Annotated in this window: 17 protein-coding genes; 8 read left to right on the top strand and 9 right to left on the bottom strand. The window is 68.7% G+C overall.

What is annotated here, in order from left to right; genetic code table 11:
• Positions 1 to 34: 34 nt before the first annotated feature.
• Positions 35 to 547, top strand: a complete 513-nt coding sequence (locus MJQ72_RS41085) for a SigE family RNA polymerase sigma factor (RefSeq protein WP_240596254.1) — start codon at positions 35 to 37, stop codon at positions 545 to 547.
• Positions 544 to 1,386, top strand: coding sequence for a hypothetical protein (locus tag MJQ72_RS41080; protein WP_240596253.1), 843 nt, complete (start codon positions 544 to 546; stop codon positions 1,384 to 1,386). The genes MJQ72_RS41085 and MJQ72_RS41080 overlap by 4 nt, the downstream gene beginning before the upstream one ends.
• 241 nt (positions 1,387 to 1,627) lie before the next feature.
• Here the strand turns inward: MJQ72_RS41080 and MJQ72_RS41075 are convergent, their stop codons facing one another.
• The 3 genes from MJQ72_RS41075 to MJQ72_RS41065 form a co-directional block, all read right to left on the bottom strand.
• Complete coding sequence (locus MJQ72_RS41075; protein WP_063275956.1) at positions 1,628 to 2,182, bottom strand: ferritin; 555 nt, start codon at positions 2,180 to 2,182, stop codon at positions 1,628 to 1,630.
• A 156-nt stretch (positions 2,183 to 2,338) separates the two neighbouring features.
• A complete protein-coding gene (locus tag MJQ72_RS41070) occupies positions 2,339 to 3,550 on the bottom strand; it encodes an arginine deiminase (RefSeq protein WP_240596252.1) in 1,212 nt (403 codons plus the stop codon).
• Between the two features lie 13 nt (positions 3,551 to 3,563).
• Complete coding sequence (locus MJQ72_RS41065; RefSeq protein WP_240596251.1) at positions 3,564 to 4,361, bottom strand: CPBP family intramembrane glutamic endopeptidase; 798 nt, start codon at positions 4,359 to 4,361, stop codon at positions 3,564 to 3,566.
• Between the two features lie 147 nt (positions 4,362 to 4,508).
• Here MJQ72_RS41065 and MJQ72_RS41060 point away from each other — a divergent pair, with 147 nt between their 5' ends.
• Positions 4,509 to 4,970 carry a PPOX class F420-dependent oxidoreductase gene (locus MJQ72_RS41060; protein WP_240596250.1) on the top strand — a complete coding sequence of 154 codons (462 nt, stop codon included), beginning with the start codon at positions 4,509 to 4,511 and terminating at the stop codon, positions 4,968 to 4,970.
• On the opposite strand, the gene MJQ72_RS41055 is transcribed toward MJQ72_RS41060, so the two are convergent.
• Positions 4,967 to 5,758 (bottom strand): DUF2470 domain-containing protein, encoded by a 792-nt coding sequence (locus tag MJQ72_RS41055; protein ID WP_063275960.1) that lies wholly within the window; start codon positions 5,756 to 5,758, stop codon positions 4,967 to 4,969. The genes MJQ72_RS41060 and MJQ72_RS41055 overlap by 4 nt on opposite strands.
• Positions 5,759 to 5,852: 94 nt before the next feature.
• Here MJQ72_RS41055 and MJQ72_RS41050 point away from each other — a divergent pair, with 94 nt between their 5' ends.
• A complete protein-coding gene (locus MJQ72_RS41050; RefSeq protein WP_240596249.1) occupies positions 5,853 to 6,860 on the top strand; it encodes a hypothetical protein in 1,008 nt (335 codons plus the stop codon).
• A 4-nt stretch (positions 6,861 to 6,864) separates the two neighbouring features.
• On the opposite strand, the gene MJQ72_RS41045 is transcribed toward MJQ72_RS41050, so the two are convergent.
• From MJQ72_RS41045 to MJQ72_RS41035, 3 genes are all read right to left on the bottom strand, one after another.
• On the bottom strand, positions 6,865 to 7,605 hold the full coding sequence (locus MJQ72_RS41045; protein ID WP_240596248.1) for a hypothetical protein: 741 nt from the start codon (positions 7,603 to 7,605) through the stop codon (positions 6,865 to 6,867).
• 11 nt (positions 7,606 to 7,616) lie between these two features.
• The gene (locus MJQ72_RS41040; protein WP_240596247.1) at positions 7,617 to 9,434 is read right to left on the bottom strand and encodes a substrate-binding and VWA domain-containing protein; all 1,818 of its coding nucleotides are present in this window, start codon (positions 9,432 to 9,434) and stop codon (positions 7,617 to 7,619) included.
• A 119-nt stretch (positions 9,435 to 9,553) separates the two neighbouring features.
• Complete coding sequence (locus MJQ72_RS41035) at positions 9,554 to 10,729, bottom strand: homogentisate 1,2-dioxygenase (protein ID WP_037333634.1); 1,176 nt, start codon at positions 10,727 to 10,729, stop codon at positions 9,554 to 9,556.
• An 85-nt stretch (positions 10,730 to 10,814) separates the two neighbouring features.
• Between MJQ72_RS41035 and MJQ72_RS41030 the strand changes: the two genes are divergently transcribed.
• Complete coding sequence (locus tag MJQ72_RS41030) at positions 10,815 to 11,669, top strand: hypothetical protein (protein WP_007030543.1); 855 nt, start codon at positions 10,815 to 10,817, stop codon at positions 11,667 to 11,669.
• Positions 11,666 to 12,307: an IclR family transcriptional regulator gene (locus MJQ72_RS41025; protein ID WP_016330607.1), complete on the top strand. Its 642-nt coding sequence runs from the start codon at positions 11,666 to 11,668 to the stop codon at positions 12,305 to 12,307. Before MJQ72_RS41030 ends, MJQ72_RS41025 begins: the two co-directional genes overlap by 4 nt.
• Before the next feature lie 84 nt (positions 12,308 to 12,391).
• Here MJQ72_RS41025 and MJQ72_RS41020 read toward each other — a convergent pair whose 3' ends face one another.
• Both MJQ72_RS41020 and MJQ72_RS41015 read right to left on the bottom strand, forming a co-directional pair.
• The gene (locus tag MJQ72_RS41020; RefSeq protein ID WP_240596246.1) at positions 12,392 to 13,054 is read right to left on the bottom strand and encodes a DUF998 domain-containing protein; all 663 of its coding nucleotides are present in this window, start codon (positions 13,052 to 13,054) and stop codon (positions 12,392 to 12,394) included.
• Positions 13,055 to 13,141: 87 nt separating this feature from the next.
• The gene (locus MJQ72_RS41015) at positions 13,142 to 13,729 is read right to left on the bottom strand and encodes a TMEM165/GDT1 family protein (RefSeq protein ID WP_240601550.1); all 588 of its coding nucleotides are present in this window, start codon (positions 13,727 to 13,729) and stop codon (positions 13,142 to 13,144) included.
• A 188-nt stretch (positions 13,730 to 13,917) separates the two neighbouring features.
• Here MJQ72_RS41015 and MJQ72_RS41010 point away from each other — a divergent pair, with 188 nt between their 5' ends.
• Both MJQ72_RS41010 and MJQ72_RS41005 read left to right on the top strand, forming a co-directional pair.
• Positions 13,918 to 14,871 (top strand): S41 family peptidase, encoded by a 954-nt coding sequence (locus MJQ72_RS41010; RefSeq protein WP_240596245.1) that lies wholly within the window; start codon positions 13,918 to 13,920, stop codon positions 14,869 to 14,871.
• Positions 14,872 to 14,952: 81 nt separating this feature from the next.
• Positions 14,953 to 16,464, top strand: coding sequence for a cytochrome ubiquinol oxidase subunit I (locus MJQ72_RS41005; RefSeq protein WP_240596244.1), 1,512 nt, complete (start codon positions 14,953 to 14,955; stop codon positions 16,462 to 16,464).
• Positions 16,465 to 16,648 lie beyond the last annotated feature (184 nt).

The following is a 16,648-nucleotide window of genomic DNA, read 5'->3' as shown; positions in this document are numbered from 1 at the left end:
CGTCTGGGGGGCCGGCGAGAGCCGGAGGAGCGACGTGCCTGGTGAGCTCATCGACTTCGGCGACTTCGTGCGGGCCAGCCTGCCGGGGTTGCTGAGGTACGGGCACGCCCTCACCGGGAATCCGCACGACGCCGCCGACCTGGTCCAGACCGTCCTGGAGAAGATCGGTTCCCGCTGGTCGTACGTCCAGCACAAGACCGGCGACCCGATGGCCTACATCCGCCGTTCGATGGCCAACGCGCATATCAGCCGCTGGCGCCGGACCAAACGCGAGAGCCTCGTCGCCGACCTGCCGGACGTCCGGCCGTACAGTCCGGCCGATCCGTTCGAGCACGAGCCGCTGTGGCAGGCGTTACGCGCGTTGCCGCCGAGGCAACGAGCGGTGATGGTCCTGCGTTACTACGAAGGGCTGTCCGAAGCGGAGATCGCGGATTCGCTCGGTGTCAGCCAGGGCACCGTCAAAAGCCAGGCGAGCAAGGCGATCGCGTCGCTGCGGACGAAGCTGGCGTTGTCCGAGCCCAAGGACGAAGGGAGGGAAGCGGGATGAACATGTCCGAGGAGGACGTGCAGCAGAGGTTGCGTGACCTGTTCTCTGACGAGCGGCTGGCCGTGGGATCCACGCTCAATCCCGAGACGATCGTCGCGGGCGCCCGACGTCGCCGTCGCCGCCGTCAGCTGATGCAGACGACGAGCGGGATGGCCGCCGCGGTGGTCATGCTGGGCGGCGGGCTCACCGTCTTCACGATCCACGACAAGGACAACGGCGCCGCCTTCCCCGGCGGGGACCAGCTCACGATGGGCGCGGCGTCGTCGAGCCTGGCGCAGCCGGGGCCGGGAAGTTCGGCGCCGCCCGCCTCCGCGCCGGTGGAACCACCGCACCAGACGACCGTGCCACCGCAGTCGACCGCCTCCGATGGGCCGGTCAAGCCGCCGAAGAGCACCCCCGCCACGAAGCCGCCCACGCAGGGCAAGGTGACGTCGGGTCCGCTGCTGACCGCCGCCGGCTTCGGCAAGCTCCGGCTCGGGATGAGCGAATCCGAGGCGGAGGCCACCGCCGGTCCGCTGCGGGCGAAAGAGGTCCGGGGCACCTGCACGTACGGCCGCGCGGAGGGGGCCGCCGTTCCGGGGCCGACGTCGGTGTCGCTGACCGAGAGCGACGGGATCACCGTCATCAACCCGGCGGGCACGGTGCACACCCCGGAGGGGATCGGCGTCGGCTCGACCGAGGCGGACATCCTCGCCGCCTATCCCGGCAGCACCAAGGACGGCGGTGCCTACGTCGCGCCGGTCAGCGCGGTGAGCGCGTACCGGATCTCCGTGGCCGACGACGGATCGGCCGTCGGCATCCTGCTGACCAGCATCAACCAGAACTGTCAGTTCAGCTGACGAACGAAGAAAACCCGGGCTTCTCCAAGGGGGAGAGCCCGGGTTTTCCCGTGGTGGGAGCGGTGGTCAGTGTCTGTTGGTGAACCCGCGTCCGCGATCGACGTCGGCAGGACGCTGCCTGGTCATTCATCTCACGACGGTGGATACGGCGTCCTGCCACCGCGATAGCGGGGCCTTCGGCCGAGGCGGGTTCACGCGTTTCGTCGCTTTTCCGGGTACATCTTCAGCTCCGCCAACAGGCTCAGAGCGCGCCGCCCGCGACCGGGGGCATCCCCGAGTCGGCGCCGCCGTCACCGACGGACTCGCGGTGCAGGTGGTTCTCCACCTCGAACAGGTTGCCGTCGGCACGTTTGACGATGTTGAGCAGGGTGGACATCTGGGAGATCTCCTCGACCTGCTCCTTGAGGAACCACTGCGTGAACTGCTCGCCGATGTAGTCCTCTTCGGCGCGGGCGGCCTTGGCCAGCTGCTGGATGTCGGTCGCCACGTCCTTCTCCTGCTGCAGCGCGAGCTCGATGAGCTCACGGACGTCGGAGAAGTCGTTGCGCACGTCGCCGGTGCCGGGGATCTCCACGTGGTGGTCGGTGTCCAGCATGTACTGGACGAGCGCCATCGCGTGGTTCCGCTCCTCGACGGACTGCTTGTAGAAGTGCTTCGCGAGCTGCGGAAGGTCCTCGGCGTCGAACCAGACCGCCAGCGCGATGTACTGCTGGGAGGCGTTGAACTCGTTGTGGATCTGCGCCTGCAGCAGTTCGTAGAACTTCGAGCGCGGTTGCTTCTTCTTGGTGAGGGCCATGTATTCGACGATACGCCCGTCCCTATTCGATTTCCACTTTTCCCTGGTGATCTACCCCCTATTAGGTTACCATTACCGACAATAGGCTCTCCTCAATTAAGTAAGCCTTCCCTAATCAATTGAAATCAATTAGGGAAGGCTTACTTAATTTCTGTTTCAGATGCTTTCGCGGCGGATCGGGCACGACATGCAGCGGGGGCCGCCGCGGCCGGAGCCCAGCTCGGAGCCGGTGATGGCGAGTACCTCGATACCGGCTTCCGCCAGGCGCGCGTTGGTTTCCACATTACGCTCGTATCCGACGACCACGCCCGGCGCGAGGGCGAGGGTGTTGTTCCCGTCGTCCCATTGCTCGCGTTCGGCGGTGACCGGATCGAGGCCGGTGTCGATGACCCGGAGCCGATCGATTCCCATCGCTTCGGCGGCCGCGGTGAGGAATGGGGCAGGGCCTTCCACCTTCACGGAACCGTCGTCGGTCGGCCGCATGGTGAAAGCGGTCAAGGAATCACGGGAAAGCGGATACATGACGACGGCGTCGGCCGCGACCATCGTGCAGACGGTGTCGAGATGCATGGTCGCGCGGGTCTGCTGGATCGGGACGGCGAGCACGGTGTGCGCGATCCCGTCGGCGAACACCGACCGGGCGAGGGATTCCGCGCCCGCCGCGGTGGTCCGCTCGCCGACGCCGATGGCGAGGACGCCCGGCGAGAGCAGCATGACGTCGCCGCCCTCGATCGGCGCCGAATGCGCGCCGTACGCGCGGGCGGCGTGGCGGAACCAGGGGTGGTAGGCGTAGATGAGGTCCAGCACCGCGGTCTCGCGGACGCGCGCGGGCATGGTGAGCGAGGAGACCGCCACCCGGTCGCCGATCCACGCCGACGAGTCACGCGTGAACAGCAGGTTCGGCAGCGGGTCGACGGCGAAGTCGTTCGGATGGTTCATCAGCCGGACCAATGAGGCGCCCTCGGCGGCGGGCAGCTCCTCGAAGGTCATACCCGCCATCAGGACCTCGGCCAGCGTCGCCGGAGCCACGCTCGAAAGGTGGGAACGGAGCGAATCGGCCAGGTCGGGCCCGAGCCGCCGCTCGTCGACGGCCGCGTGCACGCCTGCCGCGTGGGCACGGGTGTCCGAGAGCGCCGTGCGCAGCGCGTCGGCCAGCAGCAGCACCTCGACACCGCGGCCGCGCAGCACCTCGGCGAACGCGTCGTGCTCCTCCTGCGCGCGATCCACCCAAGGGATGGAATCGAACAGGAGCTGGTCGTTGTTGCGAGGCGTGAGCCTTTTGAGCTCGTTGCCGGGCCTGTGCAGCAGCACCGCACGCAGGGGGCCGACTTCGCTGTCAACTCGGGGTGGAGTCGTCTCGTCAATCACTGGTTCACAGTAACTAGGGAAGCCAGGAAACTCGCCCTTTGAGCAGCGCGTATCCGACGAAGGAAACGAAATCCAGCGCGGTGTGCGCGGCGATCAGCGGCCACAGCCGGTTCGTCTTCTGCCACAGCCTGCCGAACACCAGGCCCATCACGACGTTGCCGACGAAACCGCCGAATCCCTGATACAGGTGATACGACCCGCGAAGCACCGAAGACGCGACCAGCGAGGTGTTCTCGCGCCAGCCGAGCTGCCGCAGCCGGGTCAGCAGGTACGCGACGACGAGCACCTCTTCGGCGAACGCGTTCCCGAAGGCCGACAACGTCAGCGTGATCGGACGCCACCACGTCTCGCCCAAAGTGGACGGTTGCACCGACAGGCTGAACCCGAGGCCGTAGGAGAGGAAGTACAGCCCCAGCCCCGGGATCCCGATCACCGCGGCGAGCAGGAGCCCGTGGACGACGTCGCGGCCGGGGCGCCGCTTGTCGAGGCCGATCTCCGCCAGCTTCATCCCGCCGCGCCACAACAGGTACAGCCCGAGCGCGCCCCAGCCGACCAGCTGGCCGGCGCTCAGGAGCTGTTTGAGCAGGTCGACCAGGCTCAGGGTGGCCTGGGGAACGTTCAGCTGGGCCTGTTGCTGCGCCAGCGGCACCGGCTGCAGCAGCGAGTCCACAAGGGACAGCAGGCTGCGCAGCCCGGACAGGCCGAGGGTGATGCCGAAGACGACGACCAGTTCGATGACGATCGCGCGGCGGCGCGCCGGATCCTCCACGAATTCCGGCAGCGCCGGGCGTTCGGGACGCAGCCAGCTCATCGGCCGCACGCTACCTTGTGGCTTTCCGGGGGCTGAAGGACGCTTTCACCTCATGTCACGCGGTGAAGGGCGCTTTCACCGCGTCGCATGCGGGCATGGTTCCCTTCAGCCCCTGCCCGGTGATCGTCGGCGAGCTACCTTCGAGTCATGCCAAGGAGCATCGCGACCAACGAAACCGTCGACCGGGCCGCGCTCGTCGACTTTCTGTCCACCCGCCACCGCGCCATCCTGATGACCACCAAGGCCGACGGCGGACCTCAGCTCTCCCCGGTGACCTGCGGTGTCGACGCCGAAGGCCGGCTGGTCATCTCCACCTATCCGAAGCGCGCGAAGGTGGTCAACATCCGGCGAGAGCCGAAGGTGTCCGCCTGTGTCCTCTCCGACGAGTGGAACGACCGGTGGGTCCAGCTGAACGGCACCGCCGAGGTGCTCGATCTCCCCGACTCGGTCGAGCCACTGGTCGACTACTTCCGCGCGATCTCCGGCGAGCATCCCGACTGGGACGAATACCGCGAAGCGATGGTGAAGCAAGGCAAAAGCATCATCCGCGTCACCATCGAATCGTGGGGCCCGATCGCCAAGGGCGGCTTCCCGGCGGAACTCGCCTAACCCTGCGGAAAGTACGGGCAGCCGACGAGACGGCGGATCTCGCCGCTCAGCTGCTGCGGCCCTTCGACCGGACGCGAGAACGCGAGCCGGACGTCGTGATCGCCGGAGTCGGCCTCGACGCGCAGCCGCAGGCCGTAGCGGTCCAGCCCCAGCGGCCGGATCCAGCCGCCGCGCAGTTCGGCGGGGACGTGCTTGGCGAGCTGCTGGACGACGTCGGCGTGGTCGGTCTCCAGATGCCGCAGCCACGCGGCCTCGTAGTCGTGGAAGGGGTCCGGCGGCGCGGCGCTGAACATATGCGGCCGGAGCGAGTGCGTGCCCTCGGCGTCGGCGAGCACCAGCGATGCCGGGGTCAGCCTCAGCAGCGTCAGGCCGTGCCCGACGTCCAGCAGCCGCTCGTCCGGCCGGGTTTCGGCGATGGAGACCGCGCGGGCCCGTGCCGAAACCTCGGAAAGCGGGCGGAGCCAGCCCGTGATCCACAGCAGCCCGCGGATGGGTTCCCGCAGGTCGACCGGCGCCTGATCGGTCAGTTCGACCATCACCGCGAGCTCGCCGCGCTGTGCCTCGTGCGCGCGTTTCACCAGGTGGTGCTCGTCCGGCAGCAGGATGCTGACGCTGCCGCTCGTGTGCACGTGGTGCAGCTCGGGGATGACACGGCCGCACTGTCCTGGCAGGTCACGCTGCTCGGCGGTCGGCATGAGCGTCGCCGGCCCGTTGCGGGTGGCGATCGTCTTCGCACGTTCCGCGGGGTTCGGCGCCGGCGGGCGGCGGATGGACGTCGGTGTGGTCACGGCTCACCTCCTAGTTAGGTGAGCCTAACCTGATCTGGCCGCCGAGTGGAAGTAGCCTGGATCACGTCTCACCGCGTACCGATACGTTCACCTGGTGGAAGACCACAGAATCCGGGTGCTCGAACCACCCGAAGGGATTCCGGCGAAGAACATGCCGGTCCTGGCACCCCTTCTCGACCGCAACACCGTGACCACCGGGACGATGGTCGTCGCGACCGGGCTGCTCGTGGTCCTGGGCGCCGTGCTCGCGGTGACCGGGGGACACGGGATCGCCGCGCCGTCGGCCCTCCTCGTCTTCATGACACCGGCTTCGATCGTCTTCGGCTACTCCGCCCTTGCCGGATCCTCGTCGATGCGGAAGCTCACCGACAAGCCGTTCCGCCTGGTGAACGGGCTGGACGGCGCCGTCGTCGCCGGTTCACGGGTGAGTGTGCCGCTGGACGGACGATGGCTCGTCGTGCGGCTTCCCGCCCCGCTCCGGGCGCAACTCGCCGCCCAACGGCGGCTCTGGGTGCTCGGCCCGTTCGTCGTGCTGCCCGGGGTCGTCATCCCGCGTCGTGGTGCCCTCCGCGACGCCCCGGTGAAGGGCTCGGCCCCGTTCGCCGCGGAGCCGGTGTCGCCGGCCCGGATGCTCGCGGAGCAGCGGCGACTGCTTTCGGCGTACTACTTCCTCAGTGTCGTGATGCTGCTCGTCATGAGCGCGTTCGCCTTCTGGACGGCGGCGGACTACCCGCGGCGGGACGGTGTCGTGGTGGAGTACACGCCGTTGCTCGGGTCCGCCTGCGCGGCGGGTGCGCTCGGGCTCGCCGTCGTCGCGCTGGTGCTGCTCAGGAAGCTGCCCGAGCCGCGCTGGACCGAACTCGCCGTCGTGTCCGGGCCGGCGTCGATCAACCTCTTCGGCATGGTCACCGTGAAAGGCCGGACCGTGTTGCCCGACGGCCGCGAGGTCACCGTGCAGGCGGGCGGTTCGGATCCGTCGCTGGCCGCGAACATCGCCGCCACCGGACGGCTGTGGGTGCTCGGCGTGCCGTCGGCGGGGAAGGTCGCGAAGGCGGGAGTGCCGGGGCACGCGGTGTTCGGGCAGGTCAAGTTCGGGCGGTGACGGGTCAGCCGAGCGAGCGCCGCGTCGCCTCCTCGGTCTCCACGACACCCCGCCGGATCCCTTCCAACTGCTCGCTCAGCTCGCCGATCGTCGTGGTGTCGAGCAGCGAATCGCCGGTGGCGGCCGAGAGTTCGGCCGCCCTGGCGACCAGTCCGTCGAGGCCGAGCGCTCCGGATCGCAGCTGTGCCAGCAGTTTCCGCTGCGCGCTCGACAGCCGCGCGTGTACGTCTTCCTGTGCCTGCACCGATTCGAGCGACTGGTTCAGGTCGCCGCGGATGTCGTCGTCGGCGGTTTTCAATTCCTTGCGCAGCCGGGCTTTCTCGGCCGACACCGCGACCGGGTCCACGCGCGCCAGCGCCTTCCCGGTGGCGGACGTGCGGGCGGCCAGCCGCCGGAGGGTGTCGACGGTTTCCCGCACCACCGGTTCCATGGCGGCCACCCGATCCGCGAGCGGACCGGCGTCGAGCGACGCGGAGATCGACCGGAAGCCGTCCGCAGCGGCTTCCGCGCGCCGCACCCAGCCCGCCTCGGGGGAGCCGGGCTCGACGTCGGGAAGCGGCCGTTCTTCGGCCTCCGGCAACGGTTTCGGGCGGGTGGCGGCGGCGACCCCGGCGCGGGCGGCGAGCACGGTCACGCCGACGCCGAGCGCGGCGAGCACCGGCAGCTGCACCGCCCAGGCCGCACCCGCCGACGTCGCCGCGAGGAGCAGTCCCCACGGTTCGGCCAGCTCACGGACGAAGCGCATATCCGATGATCTCAGAAATTCGAGATGACGGCGGTGAAGACCTGGTCGATCGAGTCCGGTTTGGACGAGTCGTACCCGACGCCCTGGGTGGTCTCGGCGATCTCCTTGAGCACGCCCAGATCCGCGTCCGAGCCGTACGCGATGGTGAACAGCCGCACCGCCTCGCCACCGCCCTCGGCTCGCAACCGCCCGACGAGGTTCGGCAGATCGATTCCGCCCGGATCCTCGTTCCGGCCGTCGGTGAGCACGACGACCGCGTTGATCGCGTCCGGATCCAGCCGCTGTTTCATGAATTCGTAGGCCGCGAGGGACGAGTCATAGAGCCCCGTCCCGTTCTGCGGGGTCAGCCCGTTCAGCCGCGACGCCAGCTCCTGCCTGCCCGGCTCGCCGCCGATCGGCGACACCGGCCGGAGCTCGACGTAGTCCTTGTCGCCGTCCAGCTTCGTCGAGAACATCCACAACCCGACCTTGTCGGCGTCGCCGAACTGCGGCAGCGACGCCACGGCGGCCTGTTTCGCGAGATCCATCTTGTTCTTCCCGGTCCCGCTGACGCCGTCGCCCATCGAACCGGAGACGTCGACGACCAGCAGCACGTTCGCCTTCTTCCGCAGGTCCTTCCACGACTTCAGCACCTCGGTCAGCACCGGCGGGCTCGGCGGGCGGATCAGGTTGAGCTTCGAATCCGGCTCGGCGCCGTTCTCCTTCGTGGTCTGAGACCCCGGTTTCCCGTCGAACGTGCGGAAACCGATGTCGCTGAACTTCTGCTGCGCCTCGGCGCCGCGCAGATGCGCGAGGAAGTCCGCCGCGACCTGCTTGTGGACGTCGTCGGCCCAGTTCAGCACGGTGAACGGGTGGTCGGAGTTGAGCGTGCCGTCGTTCGGGTAGATCCCGACCAGGGGCACCTTCGGCGGCGCGTGCTGACCGCGTTTCGCCGGATCGTTCGTGGGATTGCCCTGGTTGTAGCCGACGAGCGAGTTCTCTTCGACCGTCACCGCCGAGATGTAGGACATCGCGGCGCCGCGGTCGTCGGCCTTCTGCAGGTTCGTCAGGAAGGTCAGCGTGTTGTCGCCGTAGTGGACGATGGCCTGCTCGACGTTCTGCACGAACGTCCGCGCTTCGGGTTTCGCGAGCGCGTTCGCGGTGAGGTCCGAAGAGGTGCCCGTCGCCGCGTAATAGGCGCCGATGGTGGCGTTCAGACCGGAGGTCGAGATGTTCGGATTCGTCTTGCCCAGCCGGAACCTCCCCCATTCCGGATGGCCGTACTTCGCCCAGCCCTGCGGATCGGTGGCCAGCGCGGCGAGATCCTTCCAGCCGATGCCCTTGCCGGGCCAGCCGAGCGCCTCGGCCATCGGCTTCGGCATGGCGACGACCAGCGGCGCGTTCGCGACCGATTCCGGTTCGCCCTCGGGCACCAGCGCGGGGTGATCGGAGCCGGTGAGGTTCTGGCGCAACAGGTTCACCCAGCCGGACGCGGCGGGCGTCCAGACGTCCGGCCGCGGGCCGTCCACCGCCTCGTTCCAGCCGCGGGACAGCGCCTGCATCGCGGTGCCGGACGATTTCGACTGCACGAGCACGTCGACGCAGCGTCCGGCCACCGTGCGGCCGCTGTACCCCTTGGCGATCTCGGCGACCACGCCCGCCTTTTCCGGCGACGAGGACACCTGCAGCTTGACCGCGTCGCCCGTCGTGCACTTCGCTTCCACGGCCTCCTCGCCGGAGTCGCTCGTGAGCGCGCGCAAACCGATGATCAGACCGATGGCGACCACCGCCGCGGCCACGAACGCCAGGACCTTGCGGCCGCCGCGGGACTGCTGAGGATTCACGACCATGGAGAACCTCCGCCGGTGGGGACACCGATTATCCGGAGGTTTCGCCTTGCCAGGCTTGGCGTTGCCGAACCGTTGCGGCCATGGCGGTACTTATCCCGCCATGGCCGCGACGCGGGAATTCAGGCGCCGGGACCGCGGCCGGACCACGTCCACGCGTAGCCGTGGTCTTCCGAAGCGTCGGCCGCTTCGCCGAGGTCCAGCGGCGCGAAGGTGTCCACCATGACCGCGGTCTCGTCGAAGAACTGCGCCCCGATCGACGCCTCCGCCGCCCCGGGCTGCGGCCCGTGCGTGAAGCCGGACGGGTGCAGCGAAAGCGAGCCGACCTCGATGCCGGAGCCCTTGCGCGCCTCGTAGTTCCCGCGGACGTAGAACATCAGCTCGTCCGAGTCGACGTTCGCGTGGTTGTACGGCACCGGGATCGACTCGGGGTGGTAGTCGACCTTGCGCGGGCAGAACGAGCAGACCACGAAGTTCGGCCCCTCGAACGTCTGGTGCACGGGCGGCGGCTGGTGCACGCGGCCGGTGATGGGCTCGAAGTCGTCGATGTTGAACACCCACGGGTACAGGCAGCCGTCCCAGCCGACGACGTCGAACGGGTGGGTCGCGTAGGTGTAGCGCGTCAGCCCCGCGCGGTGCCGCACGAGGACCTCGACGTCGGTGCCGTCGACGACCAGCGGCTCCGACGGCCCGCGGATGTCGCGTTCGCAGTACGGCGAGTGCTCCAGGAACTGACCCTTCGCCGACAGGTACCGCTTCGGCGGGCCGATGTGGCCGCGCGCCTCGATGGTCAGCAGCTTGACCCCGTCGTCACCGTGCGGGAGCACCCGATAGGTGCACGACGTCGGGATGACGAGGTAGTCGCCGTCGCCGACCTCCAGCGAGCCGTAGATCGTCTCGACGGTCGCGCCGCCGCCCTGGACGTAGAACAGCTCGTCGCCCGCCGCGTTGCGGTACAGCGGAGAAGGCTTGGTCGCGTGGACGAAGCCGATGGTGACGTCGGCGTTGCCGAACAGCCGTCGCCGGTCGGTGACCGCGTCGGCGTCGCCGAACTTGAGGTCGTGGGTCTTGAAGGCGCGGGGTTTGAGCGGGTGGTTCGGGGTGATGGGGCCGCGCTCGTCCTCGATCGCGACGGCGTCGACGATCGCGGTGGGCAGGCCGCGGTGATAGAGCAGCGCCGAGTCCGCCGAGAAGCCCTCGACACCCATCAGTTCCTCGGCGTACAGGCCCCCGTCGGGCTTGCGGAACGCCGTGTGGCGCTTGTGCGGGATCTCGCCTACCTGCCGGTAGTAAGGCATCGGAATCTCCCCGGAACGTGTCCGTTGTGCGAACGATTTTGTCCTGATGTCGTACGCTACTAGCGTGTCAGTCGTGTCAAGCGCTGTGGAACTCACGCCACCCGGCCCCCGAGGAATCCCTCCCCTGTTCGCGCGGCTCGTCGACGACTCGGCGTTGTTCCCGCCCGGCGAGGCGTCCATGCCCGAAGCGCTGCGTGCGCACTTCGCGTCGAGGGCCGGTGAACACTCCGGCGTCCTCGGTGTGTTCCTGTGCCAGGCGTCGCGGCTGCCCGAGCTCATCACCGAACTCATCAAGATCAAACCCAAGGAACCGCTGCCGCTGTCGCTGATCATCGACACCGGTCTCGGCGGGGTCCCGAAGGCGATCTCGATCGTCGAATCGCGCAGCGAGATCCTCAGCCTGCGCATGGTGGAGATGCCGGCGCCGTCGGACGTCGACGAGGTCTGGCTGGAGCGGGTCTCCGAGTTCGTGCCCGAGGACGTCATCCGCGTGGTCGAGCCGCGGCGCGGCGTCGGCTGGCTGGACGGCGTGCGGAAGGTGATCGAGCACGGCAGCTGGCCGAAGATCCGCTGCGGCGGCAAGGCGGGCGAGAACTTCCCCAGCGTCGACGAGGTCGCCGACTTCCTCGCCGTGGTCAGCGGCTCGACCGGGGCGTCGTTCAAGGCGACGAACAGCCTGCACCGCGCCGTCCGGCACACCGAGGAGTCGAGCGGTTTCACCCACCACGGGTTCCTGAACCTGATCGTGGCGTCCGCGCGCTGCCTTTCGGGCGGCGACGTGCGCGCCGCCCTCGAATCGACCGACGGCGCCGCGCTGGCCGCCGAGGCCAAGGGGATGTCGGAGCCGGCCGCGAAGGCGGTCCGCGGGCTCTTCGCGTCCTACGCGGCGGCCTCGTTCGACGAGCCGGTCGCCGACCTCGGGGAACTCGGGCTCTTGTGACTCGTGAAGGGTCGCTGACCCTGGACAGAGGGCTCGCACTGCTCCAAGCGGTCGCGGACGCCGGTGGCGAGGCGGCGACGATCTCCGAACTCGCCGTCGCCATCGGCGCGAGCCGGGCCGCCGTCTACCGGCTGCTCGTCCCGCTGTCCGAACGCGGCCTGGTGTGGCGCGACGGCAACAAGGTGCGGCTGGGGGTCGGCCTGCTCCGGCTCGCCGGGCAGGTCCTCCCGCAGCTGCGCGAGGCCGCGCGGCCGGTGCTGCGCGAGCTGGCGGAGAAGGTCGGCGCGACAGCGCATCTGTCGGTCGCGCAGGGGGATCAGGCACAGGCCGTCGCGGTCGTCGAACCGTCGTGGACGAGCTTCCACGTCGCCTACCGCGTTGGCACCCGGCATCCGCTGTCCGCCGGCGCGGCGGGCAAGGCGATGACGCTGCGCCCCGGCGGCGGCGAAGGCTGGGTCACCTCGTCGGGTGAGCTGGAGGCGGGCGCCTCCGGGGTCGCCGCGCCCGTGCGCGGTGTGCCGGGGTTGAAGGCCAGCGTCGGCGTCGTGTCCCTCGAACCGCTGGACGCCTCCGTGGTGGGGCCGGCGGTGGTGGCGGCCGCCGTCCGGCTGGCCGAGGTGCTGAAACAGCCCGAGTAGCGCTTCAGTGTCATTGGGGTAACCCGCGTCGGCGATCGACGTCGGCAGGGCGCTGCCTGGTCATCTCGGCTCCGCCGACAGCTTTCAGCGGTGGCTGAGCAGCGGGCGCACCATGGTCGCCAGCAGCGTGAGGTCGACCGCGAAGAGCAGCCGCTCGAACAGGCCGAGCGTGACCTCCTGGTGCGACGGCCCGGTGAGCATCGTCCAGACGAAGCCGCCGAGCACGATCACCACCGCGGCGAAGCTGGCCACCGAAAGCCGCCGGATCGTCGTGCGCCGCGGCTCCCACGGGCAGCGTGCGCGGCCGGGCCGGGTCAGCACCCAGGCGGCGGCGGGAAGCGCGAGGAAGGCCGCCAGCGCGGCGTAGTTGTGGACCTGGCCCGCCAGCGACCGGGCCTGGCCCTCGGGGTCGACGGGGACGAGCGCGAGGACGAACAGGCCGGCACACCACACGCCGAGCAGGACGAGAACGGACTCGTAGCCCTTGCGGTGCGCCTTCGCGATCCCGCCGAGCAGGGCGAGCGAACCGAACCCCAGCGCCAGGCACATCGCGCCGAACAGCGGGGCCGCCGTCGAACCGGGCGAGAGGTAGCCGTAGACGTACTCGGACAGCGTCTGCCAGATAGGGCTGACCTGGCTGGACAGCCTCAAGTGCAGGTCGATCGAGATGGCGACGGCGACGGCCATGCCGAATACCGCGAGCCTGCCGTGCACAGGGGAAACGGCGAGTGTCTTCGGCGAGGTCACGACCGGTTTCTCCAGGCACGTCGGGGCGGGTGTTCACCTTTTCGTTCCCGAAAGGTTACCCGGCGAACCTGTGAAGACCCCGTGCGGTCAGAACGCGAGCTGGGCCAGCGCGAACAACGAGAAGCCGGCGAAGACGAAGCCGGCCACGCGCTGGATGAGCTTGGGGCGGATCCGGCTGCGCACCTTCGCGCCGATGAAGACGGCCAGACCGGCGACGGCGACAAGCGCGACGAAGGAGCCGAGGCCGACCGCGAACGGGTTGCCGAAGCGAGTCGTGAGGCTGGCCGTCGCGAGCTGGGACGCGTCGCCCCACTCTGCGGCGAACAGCACACCGAACGACGTCAGCGCGGAGCGGAGGAAGGTCGCGGGGCCGGGGCCGGAACGCGAGGCGTCCTCTCCGCCGTCCTTCGCGGGACTGAACCCTTCGCGAAGAAGCATGTACGCGCCGATGCCGAACATTCCGGCGACGATCGCGGTCACCAGCGCCTCCGGCAACAAAGTGAGCACACTGCCGAACGTGGCGGCGATCGCGGATTGCACGGCGAATGCGGCGGTGACACCGACGAATACCGGCCATGCGCGGAAACGAGTGGTGAGAACCAAGGTGGCGACGAGGGTCTTGTCCGGCAGTTCCACGGCGAGTACCAGGCCGAATGCGCTGATCAGCGCCAACATCGAGCTAGCCATGATGGTTCTCCACCCCTTTCACTGCAACGATAAAGGGGCGATTCGGAGAAAGGCAAGCTGATGGCTTTTCCGAATCGGTCGGCATGTGCGGGCGAATTGTATTCCTTGGTGCGGCGGAATTGAGTTTTCGGTAAACCGAATTCTTTTTTCAGGCTTCGCTGGTAGCGTCGCCGGGCATGGACGAGAGAGCGCGGATCGAAGACGTGTGCAGGCGCCTGCAGGAGCATTACGTGTTCCCCGACGTCGCCGAGAAACTGACGGTGTTCCTACGGGCGAGGCTGGGTGACGGCGCGTACGCGGGGCTCGACGATCAGGCGTTCGCCGTCGCGGTCACCGAAGACCTGCAGTCGGTGAACGGGGACAAGCATCTGCGGTTGCGGTACCACGTCGACCCGCTGCCCGAGGTGGACGGGGAGTCGTTCGATCCCGAGGAGTACCGGCGTGAGGCGGGGCTGAACTGTCACGGCATCGCGTCGGCGCGGCGGCTGGCCGGGAACGTCGGCTACCTGGAGACCAAGCTGTTCTACGGGCCGGACGTCGCCGGCGAGGCGCTCTCCGCGGCGATGACGCTGCTCGCGACCACCGACGCGCTGCTCGTCGACGTGCGGGAGAACCGGGGCGGCGACCCGTCCGCGGTCGCGTTGCTGATCAGCTACCTGGTCGACGAGCCCGTGCACTTCAACAGCATCTATCTGCGCGACGGCGACGTGACCAACCAGTTCTGGACGCAGCCGTACGTACCGGGCCGCAAGTTCGGAGCGGACAAGCCGGTGTGGGTGCTGACCGGGCCGACGACGTTCTCCGGTGCCGAGGACCTGAGCTACTCGCTGCAGCAACTGGGGCGGGCGAAGACGGTGGGCGCGGTCACCGGCGGCGGCGCGAATCCGCGGAAGCAGTACAAAGTGGACACCCATCTGGATGTCACCGTCCCGGGTGGACGGGCCGTGAATCCGGTCACGGGGACCAACTGGGAAGGCGTCGGCGTCCAGCCCGATATCGCCGTCGCGGTCGAGGACGCTTTCGACACGGCATACGCGTTGGCGCTGGCCCACGTGCTGACACTGGGGGACACGGGCCTGCGACGGCAGGTCGCCGACGAGGCGCGGCTCGCGCTCGCCGCCCTCGGCTGAGCCGGGCGCGGGACCTACGTCCCGGCGAGATCGGGACCACTTGAACTGGCGGGCTCATCGGGCGTTGAGCAGGCTTGAGGCGTGGAGGTTCTCGATCTCGCTAGGTGGCAGTTCGGCATAACCACCGTCTATCACTTCCTGATGGTCCCGCTGACCATCGGGCTTTCGGTCCTGGTCGCCGGGATGCAGACGGCGTGGGTCCGCACGGGTGATGTGCGCTATCTGAAGATGACCAAGTTCTGGGGGAAACTCCTGCTGGTCAACTTCGCGATGGGTGTGGTCACCGGCATCGTGCAGGAGTTCCAGTTCGGGATGAACTGGAGCGCGTACTCGCGGTTCGTCGGTGACGTGTTCGGCGCGCCGCTGGCGATGGAAGGGCTCGTCGCGTTCTTCGTCGAGTCGACCTTCCTGGGGCTGTGGATCTTCGGCTGGGACAAGCTGCCGAAGAAGGTCCACCTGGCGTGCGCGTGGGCGTATTCGCTGGCGACGGTGGCGTCCGCGTACTTCATCCTGGCTGCGAACTCGTGGATGCAGCATCCGGTCGGGGTCGAGTTCGTCGACGGGAAGCCGACGATGAACTCGATCTGGGCGGTGCTGACGAACAACACCGCGCTGGCCGCGATCCCGCACACGCTGGCGGGTGCCTTCTCGGTGGCGGCGGCGTTCCTGGTCGGTGTGGCCGGCTGGCAGCTGTGGCGCAAACGTTCGGAGGACGACGAGCACCGCGCGGTGTGGCGTTCGTCGTTGCGTCTCGGCGGCTGGACCGGTGTGGTGGCGTTCGCGGTGCTGGCGATCACCGGCGACTTCCAGGGCAAGCTGATGTTCGAGCAGCAGCCCATGAAGATGGCGTCGGCGGAAGCGTTGTGCCACACGGAGAAACCGGCGAGCTTCTCGATCCTCGCGATCGGGGACGTCCGGAACGCGAACTGCGAGGACGTCAAGACGTTCAGTGTGCCTGCGCTGCTGTCCTTCTTGGCGCACAACGACTTCTCGACCGAGGTCAAGGGTGTCGAGAATCTGGTGACCGAGTACCAGGCGAAATACGGCACGAACTACCCGGACGACCCGCAGCTCGGCTCGCTCGCGGGCAAGCCGATCGACTACGTGCCCAGCCTGCCGGTGACCTACTGGGGCTTCCGCGCGATGATCGGCTTCGGCGCGATCTCGGCCGGGATCGGGCTGCTCGCGCTGTGGCTGACGCGGCGCGGACGGATCCCCGGGCAACGCTGGTTCCCGTGGCTCGTGCTCGGCGGGATCGCGACGCCGTTCATCGGCAACAGCGCCGGCTGGATCTTCACCGAGATGGGCCGTCAGCCGTTCGTGGTGGTGCCGAACCCGACCGGTGTCGACGGGGTGTGGATGTTCACGGCACAGGCCGTCTCGAAGTTGTCCACAGGCGAGGTGTGGACGTCGCTGATCGCCCTGACGACCGTCTACGCGGTGCTCGGCGTCGTCGAGGTCTACCTGATGCGCAAGTACGTCCGCGGCGGCGTCGACGCCGTCATGCCACCCAAGAAACCGGCATCGACCAGCAAGAACAGCGACTCGGAAGGCGGTGACGGCGATGACGACGCGCTGGCCTTCGCCTACTGATCGCCTCTTGACCTCACGTACCCAGCCCCCGCCCTTCCCGGGGGACGGCCCCGCACCCAGCGTATCGGGGGTATCGCTCAGGCGGGTTACCCACAGCCGATCTGTGGACAACTTGAGCGGTTGTGGATAACTCAGGGCGACCGGGGTTCGAGGGGCGGCTCGCGGGGGACGGGGAGCGTCGCGA

Source organism: Amycolatopsis sp. EV170708-02-1 (assembly GCF_022479115.1).
Classification (GTDB): domain Bacteria; phylum Actinomycetota; class Actinomycetes; order Mycobacteriales; family Pseudonocardiaceae; genus Amycolatopsis.
Note: the sequence above shows the minus strand (reverse complement) of the source record. Positions and strands in the feature narration are given on the sequence as shown.